21 protein-coding genes are annotated in these 19,099 nt (G+C 68.6%); 13 read left to right on the forward strand and 8 right to left on the reverse strand.

The genetic code is table 11. The features are described from left to right. The first annotated feature begins 56 nt into the window (after positions 1-56). Positions 57-1,397 (forward strand): O-acetylhomoserine aminocarboxypropyltransferase/cysteine synthase family protein, encoded by a 1,341-nt coding sequence (locus AC6I6X_RS06880; RefSeq protein ID WP_497929779.1) that lies wholly within the window; start codon positions 57-59, stop codon positions 1,395-1,397. Further along, positions 1,394-2,602 (forward strand): homoserine O-acetyltransferase MetX, encoded by a 1,209-nt coding sequence (metX, locus tag AC6I6X_RS06885; protein WP_497929780.1) that lies wholly within the window; start codon positions 1,394-1,396, stop codon positions 2,600-2,602. Before AC6I6X_RS06880 ends, metX begins: the two co-directional genes overlap by 4 nt. Before the next feature lie 200 nt (positions 2,603-2,802). Here metX and AC6I6X_RS06890 read toward each other — a convergent pair whose 3' ends face one another. Both AC6I6X_RS06890 and serB read right to left on the reverse strand, forming a co-directional pair. After that, positions 2,803-3,186 (reverse strand): hypothetical protein, encoded by a 384-nt coding sequence (locus tag AC6I6X_RS06890; protein ID WP_497929781.1) that lies wholly within the window; start codon positions 3,184-3,186, stop codon positions 2,803-2,805. A gap of 101 nt (positions 3,187-3,287) precedes the next feature. Then, positions 3,288-3,932, reverse strand: coding sequence for a phosphoserine phosphatase SerB (gene serB, locus AC6I6X_RS06895; RefSeq protein ID WP_497929782.1), 645 nt, complete (start codon positions 3,930-3,932; stop codon positions 3,288-3,290). A 158-nt stretch (positions 3,933-4,090) separates the two neighbouring features. On the opposite strand from serB, the gene AC6I6X_RS06900 reads away from it, so the two are divergent. Then, entirely contained in the window at positions 4,091-4,822 is a 732-nt protein-coding gene (locus AC6I6X_RS06900) for a DUF7978 family protein (protein WP_497929783.1), read from the forward strand. 37 nt (positions 4,823-4,859) lie between these two features. Here the strand turns inward: AC6I6X_RS06900 and AC6I6X_RS06905 are convergent, their stop codons facing one another. Then, a complete protein-coding gene (locus tag AC6I6X_RS06905; RefSeq protein WP_497929784.1) occupies positions 4,860-5,309 on the reverse strand; it encodes a universal stress protein in 450 nt (149 codons plus the stop codon). Between the two features lie 180 nt (positions 5,310-5,489). Here AC6I6X_RS06905 and AC6I6X_RS06910 point away from each other — a divergent pair, with 180 nt between their 5' ends. Continuing rightward, positions 5,490-6,386, forward strand: a complete 897-nt coding sequence (locus tag AC6I6X_RS06910) for an EamA family transporter (RefSeq protein WP_497929785.1) — start codon at positions 5,490-5,492, stop codon at positions 6,384-6,386. Positions 6,387-6,413: 27 nt separating this feature from the next. On the opposite strand, the gene AC6I6X_RS06915 is transcribed toward AC6I6X_RS06910, so the two are convergent. Then, a complete protein-coding gene (locus AC6I6X_RS06915; protein ID WP_497929786.1) occupies positions 6,414-7,061 on the reverse strand; it encodes a DUF8215 family protein in 648 nt (215 codons plus the stop codon). Positions 7,062-7,110: 49 nt separating this feature from the next. After that, a complete protein-coding gene (locus AC6I6X_RS06920) occupies positions 7,111-8,031 on the reverse strand; it encodes a DUF7351 domain-containing protein (RefSeq protein WP_497929787.1) in 921 nt (306 codons plus the stop codon). Between the two features lie 192 nt (positions 8,032-8,223). On the opposite strand from AC6I6X_RS06920, the gene serA reads away from it, so the two are divergent. Both serA and AC6I6X_RS06930 read left to right on the forward strand, forming a co-directional pair. Further along, positions 8,224-9,807: a phosphoglycerate dehydrogenase gene (gene serA, locus AC6I6X_RS06925; protein ID WP_497929788.1), complete on the forward strand. Its 1,584-nt coding sequence runs from the start codon at positions 8,224-8,226 to the stop codon at positions 9,805-9,807. Positions 9,808-10,008: 201 nt separating this feature from the next. Then, on the forward strand, positions 10,009-11,076 hold the full coding sequence (locus AC6I6X_RS06930; protein ID WP_497929789.1) for an NAD(P)/FAD-dependent oxidoreductase: 1,068 nt from the start codon (positions 10,009-10,011) through the stop codon (positions 11,074-11,076). A gap of 228 nt (positions 11,077-11,304) precedes the next feature. Here the strand turns inward: AC6I6X_RS06930 and AC6I6X_RS06935 are convergent, their stop codons facing one another. Next, positions 11,305-11,913, reverse strand: coding sequence for a class I SAM-dependent methyltransferase (locus AC6I6X_RS06935; RefSeq protein WP_497929790.1), 609 nt, complete (start codon positions 11,911-11,913; stop codon positions 11,305-11,307). Positions 11,914-12,031: 118 nt separating this feature from the next. Here AC6I6X_RS06935 and AC6I6X_RS06940 point away from each other — a divergent pair, with 118 nt between their 5' ends. Beyond that, complete coding sequence (locus AC6I6X_RS06940) at positions 12,032-12,838, forward strand: hypothetical protein (RefSeq protein ID WP_497929791.1); 807 nt, start codon at positions 12,032-12,034, stop codon at positions 12,836-12,838. 48 nt (positions 12,839-12,886) lie between these two features. Here the strand turns inward: AC6I6X_RS06940 and AC6I6X_RS06945 are convergent, their stop codons facing one another. After that, on the reverse strand, positions 12,887-13,207 hold the full coding sequence (locus tag AC6I6X_RS06945) for a cupin domain-containing protein (RefSeq protein WP_497929792.1): 321 nt from the start codon (positions 13,205-13,207) through the stop codon (positions 12,887-12,889). A 119-nt stretch (positions 13,208-13,326) separates the two neighbouring features. Between AC6I6X_RS06945 and hisI the strand changes: the two genes are divergently transcribed. From hisI to AC6I6X_RS06965, 4 genes are all read left to right on the forward strand, one after another. Next, positions 13,327-13,695, forward strand: coding sequence for a phosphoribosyl-AMP cyclohydrolase (hisI, locus tag AC6I6X_RS06950; protein WP_497929793.1), 369 nt, complete (start codon positions 13,327-13,329; stop codon positions 13,693-13,695). A gap of 1 nt (position 13,696) precedes the next feature. Beyond that, positions 13,697-14,854 carry a DUF7118 family protein gene (locus AC6I6X_RS06955; protein WP_497929794.1) on the forward strand — a complete coding sequence of 386 codons (1,158 nt, stop codon included), beginning with the start codon at positions 13,697-13,699 and terminating at the stop codon, positions 14,852-14,854. Positions 14,855-14,923: 69 nt separating this feature from the next. Then, positions 14,924-15,379, forward strand: coding sequence for a universal stress protein (locus tag AC6I6X_RS06960; RefSeq protein WP_497929795.1), 456 nt, complete (start codon positions 14,924-14,926; stop codon positions 15,377-15,379). A 44-nt stretch (positions 15,380-15,423) separates the two neighbouring features. After that, positions 15,424-15,933 carry an HPP family protein gene (locus tag AC6I6X_RS06965; protein WP_497929796.1) on the forward strand — a complete coding sequence of 170 codons (510 nt, stop codon included), beginning with the start codon at positions 15,424-15,426 and terminating at the stop codon, positions 15,931-15,933. A gap of 10 nt (positions 15,934-15,943) precedes the next feature. Here the strand turns inward: AC6I6X_RS06965 and glmM are convergent, their stop codons facing one another. Beyond that, complete coding sequence (gene glmM / locus AC6I6X_RS06970) at positions 15,944-17,308, reverse strand: phosphoglucosamine mutase (protein WP_497929797.1); 1,365 nt, start codon at positions 17,306-17,308, stop codon at positions 15,944-15,946. 163 nt (positions 17,309-17,471) lie between these two features. Between glmM and AC6I6X_RS06975 the strand changes: the two genes are divergently transcribed. Continuing rightward, positions 17,472-18,353 (forward strand): HVO_0234 family beta-propeller protein, encoded by an 882-nt coding sequence (locus AC6I6X_RS06975; protein ID WP_497929798.1) that lies wholly within the window; start codon positions 17,472-17,474, stop codon positions 18,351-18,353. A 123-nt stretch (positions 18,354-18,476) separates the two neighbouring features. After that, positions 18,477-19,010 carry a hypothetical protein gene (locus AC6I6X_RS06980; protein WP_497929799.1) on the forward strand — a complete coding sequence of 178 codons (534 nt, stop codon included), beginning with the start codon at positions 18,477-18,479 and terminating at the stop codon, positions 19,008-19,010. The last annotated feature ends 89 nt before the right edge of the window (positions 19,011-19,099 follow it).

Below are 19,099 nucleotides of genomic sequence, written 5' to 3' on the forward strand. Positions count from 1 at the left end.
GCGGTTTTTGCCGTTACTGAGACGCATATGAACGTGGAGAAGTATGCACACTAAACATGAGCGACGACGAGAGCGACGGGCCCGACACCGGATCGCCGGAGCCGGGAATCGGCACACGGAGCGTCCACGCCGGACAGACCCCCGATCCGGAGACGGGCGCGATGGCACCGCCGATCCACCAGACCACCTCCTACGTGTTCGAGGACGCCGACACTGCCGCGGCCCGCTACGCGCTCGAGGACGACGGCTACATCTACTCCCGGATCGCCAACCCGACAGTCACCACGCTCGAGGATCGACTCGCCGCCCTCGAAGGCGGTGCGGGCGCGGTCGCGACGGGGAGCGGGATGGCCGCGCTCGATTCTGCAGTCCTGCTCCTCGCCGAGGCCGGCGACAACGTGGTCTGTTCGACCGACACCTACGGCGGAACCACGGCCTACTTCTCGAAGACGGCGAGTCGGCGAGACATCGAGTCCCGGTTCGTCCCCACGCTCGAGTACGACGCCTACGAGGACGCGATCGACGCGGACACCGCCTTCGTCCACGTCGAGACGATCGGCAACCCGTCGCTCGTGACGCCGGACTTCGAGCGCGTCGCCGAGATCGCTCACGACAACGGCGTCCCCCTCGTCGTCGACAACACCTTCGCGACGCCCGCGCTGTGTCGCCCGCTGGACCACGGCGCCGACGTCGTCTGGGAGTCGACGACCAAGTGGCTCCACGGATCCGGCACGACGGTCGGCGGCGTGCTCGTCGACGGCGGATCGTTTCCCTGGGGCGAGCACGGCTACGACGAGATCGCCGGCCAGAACCACGCCTACCACGACGTCGACTTCTCCCGGGACTTCCCCGAGGCACCCTTCGCCGCGGCCGCCCGGTACCGATCGCTCCGAAGCCTCGGCAACCAGCAGTCGCCGTTCGACGCCTGGCAGACCCTCCAGGGCGTCGAGTCGCTTCCCCTGCGAGTCGAGAAACACTGCGAGAACGCGGCGATCGTCGCCGACTACCTCGCCGAGCACGAAGACGTCGCGTGGGTCACCTACCCGGGGCTGGAGAGCCACGAGACTCACGACAACGCCTCGCGCTACCTCTCGGATTACGGCGGCATGATCGCCTTCGGGTTGGAGGGGGGCTACGAGGCGGGCAAGGTCTTCTGCGAGAACGTCGAGGTCGCCCAGTTCCTCGCGAACATCGGCGACGCGAAGACGCTGGTGATCCACCCCGCGAGCACCACGCACGGCCAGCTTACCCCGGACGAGCGCGAAGAGGCGGGCGTCACCGACGACCTCATCCGCATGTCCGTCGGGATCGAAAACCCCGAGGACGTCCTGGCGGATCTGGAGCAGGCGATCGAGACCGCGACGCAGATCAGCGACGGGCCCGGAGGGGACGCATGACGACGAAGAACGTGACCGATCTCGGGGAGTTCCAGTTTCTCTCCGGCGAGTCGATCCCGACACTCGAGGTAGCCTACGAGACCTACGGCGAGTTCACCGGCGATAATGCAGTCCTCGTCTGTCACGCGCTGACCGGGAGCGCCCACGTCGCCCGGCGGCCGGACGCGGGCGGGGAGACGGCGGGCCAGGCCCGCGCCTGGTGGGGCGACGTCGTCGGCCCCGGGAAGGCGATCGACACGACCGAGTACTTCGTCGTCTGTGCGAACAGCCCCGGTTCCTGCTACGGGACGACGGGTCCCGCCAGCGAGAACCCCGAGACGGGCGAACCGTACGGCACCGACTTCCCTCCCGTGACCGTCGGTGACTGGACCCGCGCCCAGCGACGGCTGCTCGACGAACTCGGCATCGGTCGACTCCACGCCGTCGTCGGCGGTAGCGTCGGCGGGATGAACGTGCTGGACTGGCTGCGACGGTATCCCGACGACGTCGAACGCGCGGCCGCCGTCGCCACCGCCCCCCGCCTCGACCCCCAGTGTCTCGCGCTCGATACCGTCGCCAGGCGCGCCATCACGAGCGATCCGAACTGGAACGGCGGCCACTACTACGGCGGCCCGGAACCCGAAGACGGCCTCGCACGAGCGCGCCAGATCGGTCACATCATGTACCTCTCGAAGGAATCGATGGGGCGCAAGTTCGGCCGCCGCTCCGCGGGTCGCGAGGCGGTTCGCGAGGAACCGCCGGATCCCGCCGCCGCCTTCTTCCCCTACCGCGAGGTGGAGTCGTACCTGGACTACCAGGCCGAGAAGTTCACCGATCGGTTCGACGCGAACAGCTACCTCTACATGACCCGGGCGATGGACGACTTCGACCTCTCGGCCGGCTACGAGTCGGACGCCGACGCGCTGGCGGCCTTCGAGGGCGAACTGCTCGTCATGTCGTTCACCGGCGACTGGCACTTCACCGTCGAGCAGGCCGAGGCGCTGGCAGAGGCCTGCCGGGAGACCGGCGTCGACGTCGCCCACCACGTCGTCGAGTCGGACCACGGCCACGACGCCTTCCTCGTCGAACCCGAGAAAGTCGGACCGCCGGTCTCCGACCTGCTCGAGACCGGCCTGGCCGGTCGCACGATTTCCGACACCGACTCCGGGACCGACGACGAGTCGGAGTCGTTCGCACCGGTCCACACGAGTCTCTTTTCGGAGTGACAACGCCGCACCCCGGCGGTGCTCTACCTCGGTATCCTCTGTCCGGCGCCGTTCGGACTCCTCGGTGGATCGCTCGCCGGCCGGCCGGCCCCGTCGATCGGGTCGTGGCACGGATCGAAGAGTACACGTACGGAATCGAAGCGATTTCCGGGCAGTGTTCCGTCGCCGCGGTCGATCGCGAGACCCCGTTCGAAACCGACTCAGAATCCCGTATCGCGACCGATGGGACGATCGACGGCCACGTACTGTTCGACGGCCAGACCGCCGGAACGACGGCGAGCGAGCCAGCGCTGGAGGTCGCGGGCGAACAGGGCGGGACTCTCGACGCGAGCGAGTCGGCCGGAGAGACCCTGCGGTGAGCGGACGAGCGCGATCAGGGCCCACATCGACCCGGCGGCGATCGCACCGGCGGCGGAGAAGGCCATCCCGAGCGAGAGGAAGGTCAGCCCGTAGACGAACCCGATCCCCATCGACGGCAGGCTCGTCCCGAGCGGGACGTTCGCCGTCGCGTCACGGAGCGTCGGTGCGAGGAAGACGATCGAGAGCCCGCTTCCGAGCATGAAGACGAAGTCTTGCCACATCATCAAAACCACTTACTCGGTCTCGAGTTAATAACTCCCTCGGTCCGGAAAGAGGGGGATCAACCGGATAGACCGCCGAGAAAGACAGTCCAGCGGAATGAGGACTAGTCGAGGATATCCCGTTCGAGGAGCGTCTCGCGGACCTCGGCCATCGACGTCGCGACGACTTCGCAGTATGGTTCGACGGCCGGTTTCGGCTGGAACCCGATCGAGAGGCCGGCGACCTGCAGCATCGGCAAATCGTTGGCCCCGTCGCCGATCGCGACGGTCTCGGCCATGACGGCACCCACCTCGTCGGCCAGATTCGCGAGGGCGTCGTCCTTGGTCCCCTCGATCAGCGGCCCCTCGACGGCACCCGTGAGTTCCGTTCCGTCTTCGGTCATCGGCAGCCGGTTCGAGACGATGTGATCGACGGTGACCCCCTCGCGCTCCAGGGCGGCCGCGACGCCGCGTTCGAACCCACCCGTCAGGATGGCCGTGGTGACGCCGGCCTCGTTCAACTCGGCGATCAGATCGGCGGCACCCGGCCGGAGTTCGACCTCGTCGAACGCGGCCGCGGCGTCGTCCGCGGGGAGGCCCTCGAGCAAGGCCGCGCGCTCGCGGAGGCTCTCGGCGTAGCCGATCTCGTCGTTCATCGCGCGCTCGGTGATGGCGGCCATGTCGTCGGCAACGTCGCAGCGATCGCCGAGCAACACGGTCATCTCGGAGTCGGAAAGCGTCCCGTCGAAGTCGAAAGCGACGACTGTCATCGCTCGGCGCTTGTCGCGCCCCGGATAAACCAGTTCAGGTTTCGGCCAGTGTGGCGCGCGATCGGACGCGGCCCGAACCGACGGGGCGCCACGGGAGAGGCGGTTGGCCGAAACACCTGACCGAAATGATTATTTCCCAGGACTCGGTGACCGCGTATATGTCATCTGGACCCCACCTCGAGTACGACAAGGGCCCGCCCCTCGACGACGAGTCGGATACCGAAGGCGACAGCGATCGAACCGGAACGACCGACGAACCGGAACCGCCGGACGACGGCGAGACGCCACAGTCGACTACGACCGTCCCGCCCTGGATCGCGGGGTTCTGTGCGGGTACAAGCGCGTTCGCGGTCGTCTTCGCGGTGATCTACCACCTCGTCGGGTCGATGTTCGCCACTGGCGCGTTCGCTCGCATGGAAGCGGAGCCCAGCCGGGTGGCGATCGCCGCACTCTCGACGCTCGGCAGTCACGGCGCGTCGATCGAACAGGGCGGCGAGCAACTACAGGCCGGGTACGCAACGTACGCCGGGCTTACCTCCCACGTTACTTCGCTGGTCCCGATCGTCGTGCTGGCGCTTTCCGGCTACCTCCTCGTCAGGTACGCCCGACTCGAAACCCGCGCCGAGGCGTGGCAGGCGATCGGGTCGATGGGAGTGGCGTACGTCGTACTGGCGATCGGACTCGCCCAGGTTGCCACGTGGACGCCCGAAGACGAACCGGTCGGCGCAAACGGCGAACCCGGGCAGATCGCCGTCTCGGTCGACGCCGGAACGGTCCTCACGGTCGCCGTCACCGTCGTCGTCTTCGCGGGGATCGGAGCCGCCATCGCCGTCCTTCCGCGGTGGCTCGAGCGCGATCGGGCACCCACCGACGAATCCAACCCCGCTTGACGGAGCCGCGTCGCAAGCGAACTCCGGCCCCGACGAATTACTCCTCGATCGGCGTCTTGACGATCGTCACCGGCCGCGAGGCCAGCCGCGCGACGCGATCGGTAACGCTACCGAGCAGTCGCCTGTACTCGCCCGATCGTTCCTTCGAGCCCATGATCAACAGGTCGACGTCCTCGTCGGCGGCGTAATCGAGGATCTCCTCGTGGGGCCGGCCGTGCCTGACGGCCACCGTGGGTTCGAGTCCCGCCTCCCGCGCGGCCTCCGCGGCGGCCTCGAGCGCGTCCTCGCCGACCTGTTCGAGCGCGGCCTCCAGCCCCTCGAACTCGTGAACGTATTCGTCGCCGGTGTAGGAACTGTAGACGTCGCTGTCGACGACGTACAGCAGGTGCAACGCGGCCCCGGTGTGCTCTGCGAGCGCGATCGCGTGGTCGGTCGCCAGTTCCGTCCCTTTCTCCGCGTCCGTCGGCAGGAGGATCCGATCGTACATGCGAATATGTTCGTCGAGTAACCGAATAAATCCACGTCCCGCTCCCGTGACCTGGGAACGGGACCGCCGATGGCGGCCGGGAGTCGCCGTCATCGCAACGTCTTTGGCTCGAGCGTCACCAGTGGCGACAATGACAGTCCTGTCGCGGGAACGCCCGCCGATCGCGTTCCCGGTGGTGGCGTGACGAGCGCGACGGTCGAGGTCGTCGCGCTCGCGCTCCTCCCCGCGCTTCTCTGGGGGATCGCGCCGATTTTCGACAAGCGCGGGATGGCGGCGGGCGGCGGGTCCGTCCAGGCGTCGCTGGTCGTCGTGATCGTCGACTCGGCGATCTACTGGCTCGTCATCGCCGTCCTCCACGGCCGATCGGCGTTTTCCGGGCTGACGACGGAAGCGATCGCGATTTTCGGGTTCGCCGGCGTCGTCGGGACCGCGCTCGGGCGGATCACGATCTTCGTCGGGGTCGATCGGGTCGGCGCGAGCCTCAACAGCGCGATTCTCAGCACGCGCCCGCTGTTCGCGACGCTGATCGCGCTCGTCTTCCTCGGCGAACCGCTGGGGCCGGTCACGGGAGTCGGCATCGTCGTCCTCGTCGCCGGCCTGTCCCTGCTGACCGTCTCGAAGGGCGGCGACCTCGGCGGCTGGCAGCCACGCGACCTGCTGTGGCCGATCGCCGCTGCGGCCACCTTCGCCGTGGCGAACGTCAGCCGACGGTACGGGATGACCGAGACGCCCCTCTCGGCGCTCGAGGCCGTCGCGATCAACGAAACGGTAGGACTGGTCGCGCTCGTCGCACTCGTGGTCGCCACCGACGGCCGCGACGTGCTCGAACGACCGCGAGCGTCCTACCGGTACTTCGCCGGCAGCGGACTCCTGACGACGGTCGCGATGCTCTCGCTGATGGCCGCGCTGGGCCTGGAGGCGGGTCGGATCGCGATCGTCGATCCGCTGGTCGCGACCGCGCCGCTGTTCACGTTGCTCTTCGCCGCCGTCCTGTTACGCGACCTCGAACGGGTGACCCGCGGGGTCGTGGCGGGTGCCGCATTGGTCGTCGTCGGCGTCGTCTTGATTACACTCTGAACTGAAAAGCGGCGTACTGCCTGCCGGCTACCGTCCCGTCCCGGACTCGCCACCGATCGCCAGATCGAGTACGCCGAGCGCGACCAGCGTCGGGTACAGGACGACCGCCGAGTGGAAGCCGATCGAGGCGTCGAACGGCGCGCCGAAGTAATACCCCCCGACGAGGGCCGTCGCATACAGGGCGAACCGGCCCCTGCGCGCCCGCCGGTCCGTTCCGGAGATGGCAGGGAAGACGGCGACGCAGCCGGCGACGAGACCGGCGGCGACGACGGCAGGGAGAATCGGGCCGTCCGCGACCATGCCCGCGACGCCGGCACCGTAGGTCCCGAGACCGACGACGGCGGAGAGGAACACGGCACGACCGAGCAGCAGCCGGTATCCGCCACCGATCCCGAGCGTCACCGCCTCGATCCGCGGCCACTCGCGATCGCCGCCGATCAGGTCGCGCCGTCGGAGTCCGATCAACGTGGGTAAGAGCGCCAGGACGACGATGCTGCCGATCACGTGAGAGTCGCGGTGAACAGCCGACTGGAAGACGAACCAGAGCATCAGCACCGTCAGTATCAGTACCTGTGCGAGTCCGTAGTAGATGATCGCGTCGATCAACCGCTCGTCCGGGCCGGCGGGTTCCCGAAGACGACGGCGCTCGCTCCCCAAGGGATCGTGGGGCGACATGGACGATCGATACGGCAACTTGCGACTAAAGCGTTCGGAGAAATTGATTTCATCTCCGGACGCCGGTCTCGAGGGACTCGTCGACGACGACGGTCAGTTCGTCCTCCCCGGCCCGGACGGTCACCGCCACCCGCGTCGGATCGCGCTCGATGACTGCCGTTCGATCGCCGTCTACGGCGAACGGGAACTCCCAAGGGGGGCGATCGGACGGGTCGATGCCGTGTCGGTGGAGAAACGAGACGACGGACGGTGCAACCACCAGCGTCTCCCCGACGGTTGGGAAGTATACGCCGGCACAGTCCCGACACCGGACGGCGACGATCGGTTGATCCCGGTACCGCGAGAGAAACGAGTCGTCGCCCTCCGGAAGCGTAATCGTCGTTTCGAGTTCGCCGGCACACCAGGGACAGAGCCGGTTGCTGATCGAGAACAGGACGGCGCGAAACCGCTGGGCCGCCGCGTCGAGCAGCGCCGTTCTCGATCGTTCCCCGTTCGTTCGGCCCGGAACGTGGGTCATCGCGAGACGGCAGTCGCAGTCAGGACAGTCGATGAAGAAGAGTTGTTCCTCGGTGTATCGCGCTCGCACCACCGACCGGCAGCGCGGACACGCCGCGTCCGTCTCGAACTCGCGACGGGTCGGAGTCGACGAGAATGCGCCCGCGACGAGAAACCGATAGGCGAACTGGCCGAGCCAGTTCAACTGGTACCGGCCGTTGCAGTGGTCGACGAAGGTGCCGGTCAACTGCGTGAGATGGTAGGTGAACCGACCCTTGTCGTCGACGCCGACGCGCTCTCTGAGTGTCGAATACTGCAGTCCGTATGCGTCTCGGCGATCGATCGGGACGTATTCGAGGTCCTCGATCGACGTCGGCGCCGAGCCGAGCGTTCGGAGGATCTCGACGCGAACCTCGTTGGCGAGTGCGGAAAACGCCGACTGGGGCGTCAGATCGGCGTCCGTTCCGTCGGCCATGGGGCGCTTTCGGACGGGACCCGTATTACTGTCCCGGCGTCGGCGATTCGTTCGTCACGACGCGAGCGACCAGTCGACACGATCGAGTCGGGCCGATCCCGGGCACGTACGGAAACGACTCCGCCGGAGGTAGTTTTTGCCGGACGCGGCGACAACGGAAGGGTTTACCCCTTCCGCCCGATTGTCTCGCGCATGAAAGTGCTCGTCACGGACCCCATCGCCGACGCGGGTCTGGACGTACTGAGAGACGCCGGCCACGAGGTCGAAACGGGCTACGAACTCGAGGGCGAGGACCTCCTCGAGGCGGTTTCCGACGCGAGCGGGCTGATCGTCCGTTCCGGAACCGAGGTCACCGCGGAGGTACTCGAGGCGGCCGAAGACCTCGTCATCGTCGGCCGCGCGGGGATCGGCGTCGACAACATCGACATCGACGCGGCGACGGACGAGGGCGTCATCGTCGCCAACGCCCCCGAGGGTAACGTGCGCGCGGCCGCCGAACACACCGTCGCGATGACGTTCGCGACCGCCCGATCGATCCCGCAGGCCCACATCCGCCTGAAGAACGGCGAGTGGGCGAAAAGCGAGTACCTCGGCGCGGAACTCGACGGGAAGACCCTGGGCGTCGTCGGCCTCGGCCGCGTCGGCCAGGAGGTCGCCAAGAAACTCGACTCGCTCGGGATGGACATCGTCGCGTTCGACCCCTACATCTCCGAGGAACGCGCCGATCGCCTCGGCGCCGAACTCGTCGATTTCGAGCCGTGCCTCGAGCGCGCGGATTTCCTGACGATCCACACGCCGCTGACCCCCGAGACGGAGGGGATGATCGGCGCGGCGGAACTCGACCTGCTCGAGGGCGGGCACCTCGTCAACGTCGGCCGCGGCGGCATAGTCCAGGAGGACGCGCTCGCGGCGAAAGTCGAGGACGGCACCCTCGCCGGCGCGGCGCTTGACGTCTTCGCCGAGGAACCGCTCCCGGCCGACTCGCCGCTGCTGGAGCACGACGACGTCATCGTCACGCCCCACCTCGGGGCCTCGACCGAAGCGGCCCAGGAGAACGTCGCCACCTCCACCGCAGACCAGGTCATCGCCGCGCTCGCCGGGGAACCCGTCGCGAACGCGCTCAACGCGCCTTCGATCGACGAGAGCGCCTTCCCCCGTCTCGAACCGTACATCGAGATTTCCGAGACCGCGGGCAAGGTCGCCGCCCAGTTGCTCGAGGGCCGCATCGAGGACGTCGAGGTCACCTACGAGGGCGACATCGCCGACGAGGACGTCGAGTTCGTCACCGCGTCGGCACTGAAAGGCGTCTTCGAACCGCTCGAGTGGCAGGTCAACGCCGTCAACGCGCCCCAGATCGCCGAGGATCGCGGCGTCGACGTCACCGAGTCGAAGACCCGGCAGGCCGAGGACTTCCAGAGCCTCGTCTCGGTGACCGTCGGCAACGGCGACAACGAGGTCACCGTCGACGGTACCCTCTTCGCCGGCGACGACCCGCGAATCGTCCGCGTGGACGGCTACCGCGTCGACGCCATCCCCCACGGAAAGATGGTCGTCACGCGAAACACCGACGAACCCGGCGTCATCGGACTCATCGGGAGCGTCATGGGCAAACACGACGTCAACATCGCCGGCATGTTCAACGCCCGCGAGACGATCGGCGGCGAGGCGCTGACCGTCTACAACGTCGACAGTCAGGTCCCCGACGAAGCGAAAGAAGAACTCGAAAGCGACGAGCGGATCATCGGCGTCGACTACATCACGCTGAACGGACAGTAGATCGGTCGCCGTCTTCGTCCCGTTTCCGGCACCGCTCCCCGATCGCGTCCGCGTAACTCGATCGAATCCGTGCACCGGTACGGGAACCAGAACGGTTCGTCTCCGCCACCGTCGAACGGACGATCGTCCCGCTCACGACGATCGTGTCAAACCGACGCATCCTGAGCAGCTTTTATTCGTGTAGTCACAACGACTAGCCGAATGACTGGAACCGGATTCGACTACGACGTCGCGGTCGTTGGCGGCGGCCCGGCGGGACTCACGAGCGCACTGTACACGACGCGAACGGGCCTCGACACCATCGTCATCGATCGGGGCGGCGGGCGAGCGGCGATGATGACCGACACGCACAACGTCATCGGCGTCACCGAGGACGTCTCGGGCAACGAGTTCCTCGAGACCGCGCGCGAACAGATCCAGGGGTATGGAGCAACCTACCAGCGCGGGCTGGTCGAGGAAATCGAGGCGCTCGGATCGGCTGACGACGGTTTTCGCGTCACGAGCGGCGACGACGAGTACCGGGTCCGGCGGGTCGTCCTCGCGACCGGCTTCGCCGACGAGCGCCCCGACCCACCCCTCCCCCGGACGGGGCGCGGCCTGCACTGGTGTCTCCACTGTGACGCGTTCATGTTCGTCGACGAACCCGTCTTCGTGATGGGCACCGGCGACGCCGCGGCGTACGTCTCGATGATCATGCTCAACTTCACCGACTCCGTCTCCCTGCTTACCCGCGGCGAGGACCCCGAGTGGAGCGACGAGACCGACGAACTGCTCGCGAACCATCCCGTCGAGATCGTCACCGAGGACGTGACCGGAATGAACAAAGGCGAGGACGGCTGGCTCGAGTCCTTCGAGTTCGAGGACGGAACGGTACGAGAGTTCCGCGGTGGCTTCCCGATGTACGGGTCGGACTATCACGCAGAACTCGCCGACGGCCTCGGCCTCGATCGCAACGGCGACGGCACCGTGGCCGTCGACGATGCCGGGCGGACGTCCGTCGAGGGCGTCTACGCCGTCGGCGACCTCACCCCCGGCCACAACCAGATTCCGGTCGCGATGGGCGAGGGCGCAAACGCCGGCCTCGCGATCCACAAGGAGCTCCGCGCGTTCCCCCGCTCGATCGAGGAGATTCGAGCCGACGGGCCGGTCACCGAGGACGCGGTACCCGCGATCTCCGACGACCTGTTCGCGACGGGTGTCGCTCACGAGGGCCACGCTGGCGGCCCGCGCGAACAGGAATACGTGGGGTCGAAAGCGGTGGACGACTGAGACGGATTGCTGTACCGATTTCCCGGCGCAACCGCGATCCGGGCGGCGGTTGCGCCGGAAATGGCATACAGTAAACCGTATGAGATGGACCGCTGGAGTCCGGTCCGGAGCGACGGCGACCCGTCCTGCGGTCTCCGGGACCCAGTTACAACAGTTCGTACGGACCACAGCGGCTGCGACACGCCACGTCGCGACGACTTTCGAACGCAAACGTGACGCAACAGGCAATCAGGACCGCAACTCGGCCAGTGTGAACAGTGCCGAACTCCCGAGCGGATCGTCGACGACCCGCTCCCAGACGATATCGAAGCCGGCTGCCTCGAGTTCGTCGCGGGTCCGGCGACGGCCGGGCGTGCTGAAGAACATCGATCGGCCGCTCCCGAGCCAGTCGCGCCGGACCGTCTCGTACCTCCCCGAACCGACCGTCGCGAGGAGCCGACCGCCCGGTCGAAGGACGCGCGCGAACTCAGCGTAGACGGCCGGATGCTCCGCCCGGGGAACGTGGAAGACGGCGTGGTACGCCGTGATCCCGTCGATCGAGTCCGCCGCGATCGGGAGGGACGTCATCTCCCCCTGGACGAGGTGCGCGTCGGGGACGTTCGCCGCCGCCAACTCGAGTTGGCGACCCGAGATGTCGAGACCGATTCGCTCGATCCCGGCGAGATTCGCGAGCGTTCGCATCCCGTCGCCACAGCCGACGTCGAGGACGGTCGTGTCCGCGGGAAGCGCCGCGAGCAGGTCGTCGATCAGCGCGGCGTCTTCCCCGTCGGCCCGGCGGTTCCTGGCGTAGTCGTCGGCGACGGCGTCCCACGCCCGCCGGAGTTCCTGTCGGTCCATAGGAGGGAGACGGCTCCGGAAGGGATGGCGCTGGTGCCAAACGAGCGGGGCCGATCGGGTCGATCCGATCGATCGGGGTGGGCGTACGCTCTTGTCGCTCGGCGCCGTAGGGAACTCGATGAACGCACCCGAAACCACGCGGCTCGCGGCCGTCATCGCGGACCTCCGTGACCGCGGCTACAGCTGCCCGGACCCGATCGACGTCGACGCGCCGGTCGTGGCGACCGGTGGCGACCACCCGGCGGACGGGCCGGACGCGCCGCTGTCGATCGAGCGCGTCCGGGAGGTCACGCCGCTGACGATCGCCAGCGGACTTGCAGATGCCGCCCACGCCGGTCGCGCGCCGGTTCTCGTCGTCGACGAGTGGGGTCTCGAGGACGCCCGGGCCGTCCTCGGCGAACCGTTCTTGCTCCGCGGCCGGACGGATGGGTACCGCGAGTTCTACTCGATCCCGGACCGGATCCCGCTGGCCGACGGGCGATACGCCTGCGTTCGGGCCGACGAGGAGCCCCAGTGGCGGGAGGACCCGTCGAGTGCGGTGGCCCCGGTCGGCGACGGCCGCGAGGAGCCGTCGATCGAGGACGACCGCGATCGGACGGGGACGGACGAACCCCGGCTGCTGCTCGAGGCCGACGGGACGATCCAGGCCGTCCTGGATTCGCCCGAGGCGCTGACCTGCCCCCGGCCAGCGCCGGACGCGTTCCCCTACCGGTACGGGCGCGGCGCGGACAAGCGCATCCACGTCTTCGATCGGGACGGCGAGATCGGTCAGTACGCGGGCATCGCCGCGATGCGCGCCAACGCCTACCGGCCGGTCCCGCGGCCGCTGGTGCCGGAACGGCACGTCGAGGCGGGTGGCCGGCTGGCTCGCAGCGTGACGCTCGCGGTCGCGACGGAGGACGGCGTCGCGTACGAACGACTCTGAGGCGGCCCCTCCCGGGTGTTTCGAGAGGCGAGAAACCGGATCGACGGGCTAGGGCGCGCCCATCAGCACGAACCGGCTCTCGGTGTCGCCGTTGTGGATCTGGTGGGTCGCGTCCGGCGGGATCCGGATCGCGTCGCCCTCGCGCATCTCGACCGATTCGTCCTCGACGGTGACGGTCGCCTCACCCTCTATCAACAGGTAGACTTCTTCGTGGGCTTCCGCCTCGTGGTCGTGTTCTTTGCCTTCCCAGCCGGGTTCACACTCGACGACGGTCACGCCCATGTTCTCGCAGTTCAGTTCGTCGCGGAGGAAGTGCATGCCGTGCCGGTCGTCGACGTCCCGGTAGTTCGTCTTCGTGTAGTCGGCCATCACGGATCCCCGCCCACCCAATATCGTATAAACCTTGACCCGAACGACAGCGGGATCGATCGGGCGGGGGGCCCGCGGGCGGCAAAAGACCTATCGCCCGGACGGTCATGCGTTCGAACATGGACGACATCGCCGTCGAGTTCGGCGAGGACGGCCTGGTCCCCGCCATCGCACAGGACGCCGAGACGGGCGAGGTGCTGATGCTCGCGTACGTCTCCCCCGAGGCCCTCGAGCGGACCCGCGAGACCGGCCGCGCACACTACTACTCCCGGAGCCGCGACGAGATGTGGGAGAAGGGCGCGACGAGCGGCCACACGCAGGAAATCGAGGAGGTCAGGGTCGACTGCGACGCCGACACCCTGCTCTACCTGGTCGACCAGGAGGGCGGCGCGTGTCACACGGGCCACCGATCGTGTTTCTACCGGACGATCGAGGATGAGCACGTCGGCGAGCGGGTGTTCGACCCGGACGCCGTCTACGAGGAGTAGGATGAGCGAGCGCGTCCACCGCGGATCGGCCGAGGAGGTCGATTCCACCGCGCTCGAGCGACTCGAATCGGCTCGCGAGCGGTTCGCCCGGGCCGAGGGCGCGATCGAAGACGAGGGCGGCGACGCCGTCGCGGACGCCGCCGACGCCTACCGGGACGCGACGGACCTGCTCGAGGACTACGTCGATCGGGCGACCGGCACCGGCCGGGAGAACTTCAAGGCCTACATCGAACTCGAGGGGCAGTTCGCCACGCTCGTCGAGAATCTACCGGAGGACCTCGCGAGTCGGGCGGCGTTCGAGGACGCCCTCGAGGCGATCGACAAACGGCGGTTGAGCGAGTCCGACTTCGAGCGGGCCCACGACGCGCTCGAACCCGCGAGGCGGTACGCCGACCTCCTCGAGGAACGCGAGGCCGCCCGCGAGGCCCTCGCGGAGGCGCGCAAGGCGGCCGGCAGGCGGATCCGCGCGATCGGCGACGAGATCACCGATCGCGAACGCCTGCTGGAACTCGCCGACGCCGACCTCGACGCGCCGGTCGAGGACCTCCGCGATCCGATCGAGACCTACAACGACGCGATCCGCGAGGCGTTCGCCGACTACCGCCAGTCCGCGTCGGCCAGGGAGGTGTTCGCGATGGTCGATCGGAGTCGGTGGTACCCCTTCGTCGAGTACGAACAGCCCCCCGAGGACCTGCGCGCGTTCGTCGCCGACGCTCCCGCCGGCGAGGAGACGATCCCGACGCTCCTCGAGTACGCCGACTACTCCCGGTCGAAGCTCTCCCACTACGTCGAGGACGCCGATCGGCTCAAGCGGCGGGTGGCGACCCAGCAGACCTACCTCGAGGGGATCGACGCCGACCCGCTCGCGATCGAGTGGCCGCCGGATCCGGCCGGCAAACTCCGGCGACGCACCCGGGAGGTACGGCCGTTCGTCGCCCGCGTCGCCGGCGAGGAGACCGTCGCGGCCCTGCGTGCGGTCCGACAGCGGACGCGCGACCCCGACTACGATCGGCTCCAGACCGCCGCGCAGGCGGTCGAACAGCTGTCACCGGCGGAACGCGATCGGCTGGCCGACGGCCGGGTCGCGGACGAACTCGAAGCGTTGCGGGCCGAGCGCGAACGGCTGGAAGCAGCGCTGGACGAGGAGGACCCGGTCTGAGCCGGCGCGGCATCTCGTCGCTCCGACCTGCGAGCCGACACTGAAGGCGACGGCGGTCGTACACCCGGTATGACCAGCCACCTGCTCGTCCCGATGGACGACTCCGGGCCCGCGCGATCGGCACTGGAGTACGCTCTCGATCGGTTCCCCGACGACGAGATCACGGTCGTCCACGCCGTCGACGACCTCGAAGCGGGCTACGGCGGCCGCCCGCCCGCGGTCGGCGGCGAGGGGGCCGATCGCGACCCCGACTTCTTCGACGAGGTCGAACGCATCGCGGCCGAGCGCGACAGGACGATCGAGACCCGGGTGATCGAGGGGCAGGCGGCCGACGCGATCCTCGCATGCGTCGACGAGGAAGCCGTCGACGGAATCGTCATGGGGAGCGAGGGCCGATCGGGCGTCTCGCGGGTGCTGCTCGGGAGCGTCGCCGAACAGGTCGCGCGGCGGGCGGACGTGCCGGTGACGATCGTTCCCCGCGAACTCGGCGCGAACCGCTCCCGGAACGCCGAAGAGAACCGGTAGGAAGAACCAGCGGGGTTTTCACGACCGCGGGACGACCGGCCAGCATGGACGATCGGACGGGGACCACGCTCCACACCGCCCTGTTGATCTCGACGACGGCCAGCCTCGCGTGGCTGTCCGGCCTGCCGATGCTGTTCCCGAGTCTCGGCCCCTCCGCGTTCGTCCTCGCGCTGTTCCAGGACGGCGACGCGACGTCCCCAAAGCGGGTGATCGGCGGCCACGCGATCGGCGTCGCCGCCGGCCTGCTGTCCTATCACCTGCTCGCCGGTGGGGTGACGATGACGGCGACGGCGCCAGCGGGATCGATCGAGGGATTACGACTCGCCGCGAGCGGCGTGGTCGCGACGACGCTCACCGCCGGCGGGATGCTCGCGACGGACACCCGACACCCACCCGCGTGCGCGACGACGCTGATCGTCTCGCTCGGCCTGCTGTCGACGGTCGTGGAGGGCGCGTTGATCCTGCTCGCGGTCGTCGTGCTCGTCGTCGCCCACCGGCTCCTGCTCGCGACCGAGCGCCTGGGGGCGCGGTACGGCGAGTCGCTGCGATCGTGATCGAAAATCGTCAGGCGTCGTCCTTCGCGTCCGTCAGCGTCCCGTGCATGTCCGCCGCGAGATCGATCGCCCGCTCCTCGTCGCGGGCCTCGGCGTAGACCCGGACGAGCGGTTCGGTGCCCGAGGGCCGCGCGAGGACCCACGCGTCGCCGAAGTCGAGTCGGTAGCCGTCCCGGGTGTTGAGTTCGGCATCGGCCGCCTGCGCGTGGTTCGCGGCAGCGTCTAACATCGCGTCGCGTTCGGCCGTCGACTCGTAGGCGACGTTGCGCCGGACGTTCGCGTAGCCGTCGTAGGGGGCGACGATCTCGCTGACCGGCCGCTCGGCGACCAGGCGGAGGAACCGGGCCGCCGTGAACGCGCCGTCCCGGGCGAGGCGGTAGCCGGGGAAGAAGATCCCGCCGTTGCCCTCGCCCGCGATCGGCACGCGCTTGCCCTTCGTCTCGAGTTCCTCGATCCGGGTGATGATGTTCGTCGACCCGATCGGGGTGAGTTCGAGGTCGGCACCGATCTCGTTCACGACGTCGACGAGGCGCTGGGAGACGTTGACCGCCGAGACCGTGGTGTCGCCGGGTTCGAGTTCGGCCGCCGCGAGCGCCGCGAGGGTGGCGTCGCCCTCGACGTACTCCCCGTCCTCGTCGAAGAAGATGGCTCGATCGGCGTCGCCGTCGTGGGCGATGCCGACGTCGGCGTCCGTGGCCCGGACGAGGCGGCCCAGATCCTCGAGGTTGTCCGGCACCGGTTCGGGGTTCCGCCCGGGGAAGTGGCCGTCGGGCTGGCCATTGACGGTGACGACGCGACAGCCCAGTTCCCGGAAGAACTGCGGGCTGGTCAGCGCGCCCGCGCCGTGGCCGGGGTCCAGCGCGACCGTCAGGTCGGCGTCGACGATCGGTTCGCGATCGACGGCCGCGAGCAGGTCGTCGACGTACTCGCGCGCGACGCCGTCGACCTCGCGGACCTGGCCCGTCTCGTTCCACGGCGCGACCGCGAACGATTCGGCGAGCAGCGTCTCCTCGATCGACTCCAGATCGGAGACCGCGAGTTCGACCCCGTCGCTCCCGACCAGTTTGACCCCGTTGTACTGCGGCGGGTTGTGCGAGGCCGTAATCACCATCACGGGCACCCCCTCGCGCTCGGCGTAGGCCTGTGCACCCGGCGTCGGGACGATCCCGAGGCGATCGATCGCCGTCCCCGTACTCGCCAACCCGCTCGCGGCCGCGTCGGCCAGCATCCGTCCCGTGTGTCGCGTATCGCGTGCGACGGCGACCCGATCGACCCCCCAGGCCGTTCCCGCCGCCTTCGCGACGCGCAGGACGAACCCGGGCGTCAGCTCCTCGTTGGCGACGCCCCGCGTCCCGCTCGATCCGAAGACTTGCATCGGGTACTAGTCCGGACGGACTCCTCAAAGGGATTCCGACATCGACAGCACGTCAGTCGGGTGTCCTGCGGTGTAGCGTCCGGAATCGATCGACCGATTCCGCTCGGGCGACGAGAGGGCGGCAGACAGAACGCTTTCGGGCCGCGATCCCCACGGTTCGGATATGCACTCCATCGAGGAAAAGCGCGTCTACGGCGATCGATCGGGCGCGGTCGAGGCCTACGTCGCGAGTTCGGTCGGCGTCGTTCGCGTGCGCGTCGCCGGCGACACCGTCGGCGAGTTCGGCCTCTGCGATCGCTGTGACGCACGCGACGTCGCCGCCACCCGGACGGGAACCGCAGCCGGGGTTGCGATCGCAACGGAGGAGGACGTCCGGGTGCTGGACGCGACGCCGGCCGAATCCGACGACGAACGAGCCGACGATCCGACGTTCGTCGATACCGGCTTCGGACCGGCGGTCGCCGTCGGTTACGACGGGGAGACGCTCCTGGCGGCCGACGCTGACGGGCGGATCGCTCGCCGGGCCGGCGACGAGTGGACGACGCTCGCGGACGACGCCATCGAGACGGTCACGGCGATCGACGGCGACCTCGTCGGCACCGGATCGGGCGTCTACCGCGTCCGGGGCGACGGGCTCGATCACGCCGGTCTGACGGACGTCCGCGACGTCTCCGCGGCGAGCGTCCCCCTCGCGGCGACCGCCGACGGCCTCTACAAACTCGGCAACGGCTGGATGGCGATCCGCGAGGAGCCGATCGACGTCGTGACGGCCGACCCGCGGTCCGGTCGGGGCCAGCTCGGCCGGGCCCACGCCGTCGCCGGGCGGACCGTCTACGCGCACGATCCGGACGACGACGACGAGTGGCGGGCGATGGACGGGCCGGACGAGACCGTCGTCGGGATCGACTACGGCGAGACGGTCTACGCCGTCTCCGAACGAGGGACCTTCTACGCCGCGATCGGCGGCGATGGCCCCGGAACGTGGCGATCGCAGACGATCGGCGTCGGTGACGTGACGGGAATCGCCGTCCCGGGGACGGAGTAAGTCGCCGGAACGCCGAGCGGAGACGATCGATGACCTGTCGACGCGGCGGACAGCGCGGATCCGCCGCCGCTGCGGCGGTCCGAGCAAGAGCAGTTAACTTCCCTGAATACATGGGTCGCGTACATGAGCGAGCTTCCGCGACGCCGACTGCTCGCCCTCGCGGGGACCGCGACCACCACAGCGATCGCCGGCTGTATGGGTGGCGACGACGGTGACGACGGTGACGAGGGTGACGAGGGGAACGAGAGCGACGGAGACGAGGAGAGCCCGACCGACACCGAAGAGAACAGCGACGTTCGGGTCGAGGGGACCGTCCTCGGCGAAATCGATATCGCCAACTTCCAGGACGAGCCCCACACGGTCGACATCATCGTCGAGTTCGACGGGTCGTTCGAGGAGTGGAAGACGACCGACCTCGAGGGGCGAACCGACACGAGGCTCGAACCCAATTGGCCGACCAACCCGGGCTCGTTCCGCGTGATCGCACGGCTCGACGAGGGGGAGCCGGTCCAGGTCACGCCGGCGAAGTGGAACGACCCGGACTGTCTCAACCTCGTCATAATGGTCCGGAACGGCGAGCTGTCGATCACGAGCGATCCCAACGGCGGCCCGTGTGGGTCGGGTAACGCTGAACTCGACAACGAGAGCGACGACTGAGACGAATTACTGTACCGAGCTCCCGCACAGCCGCGCCCCGTCTACGGATGCGCCGGAACTGGCGGACAGCAATCCGTACGAGACGGCAG

Source organism: Halosolutus sp. YCN4 (assembly GCF_059736495.1).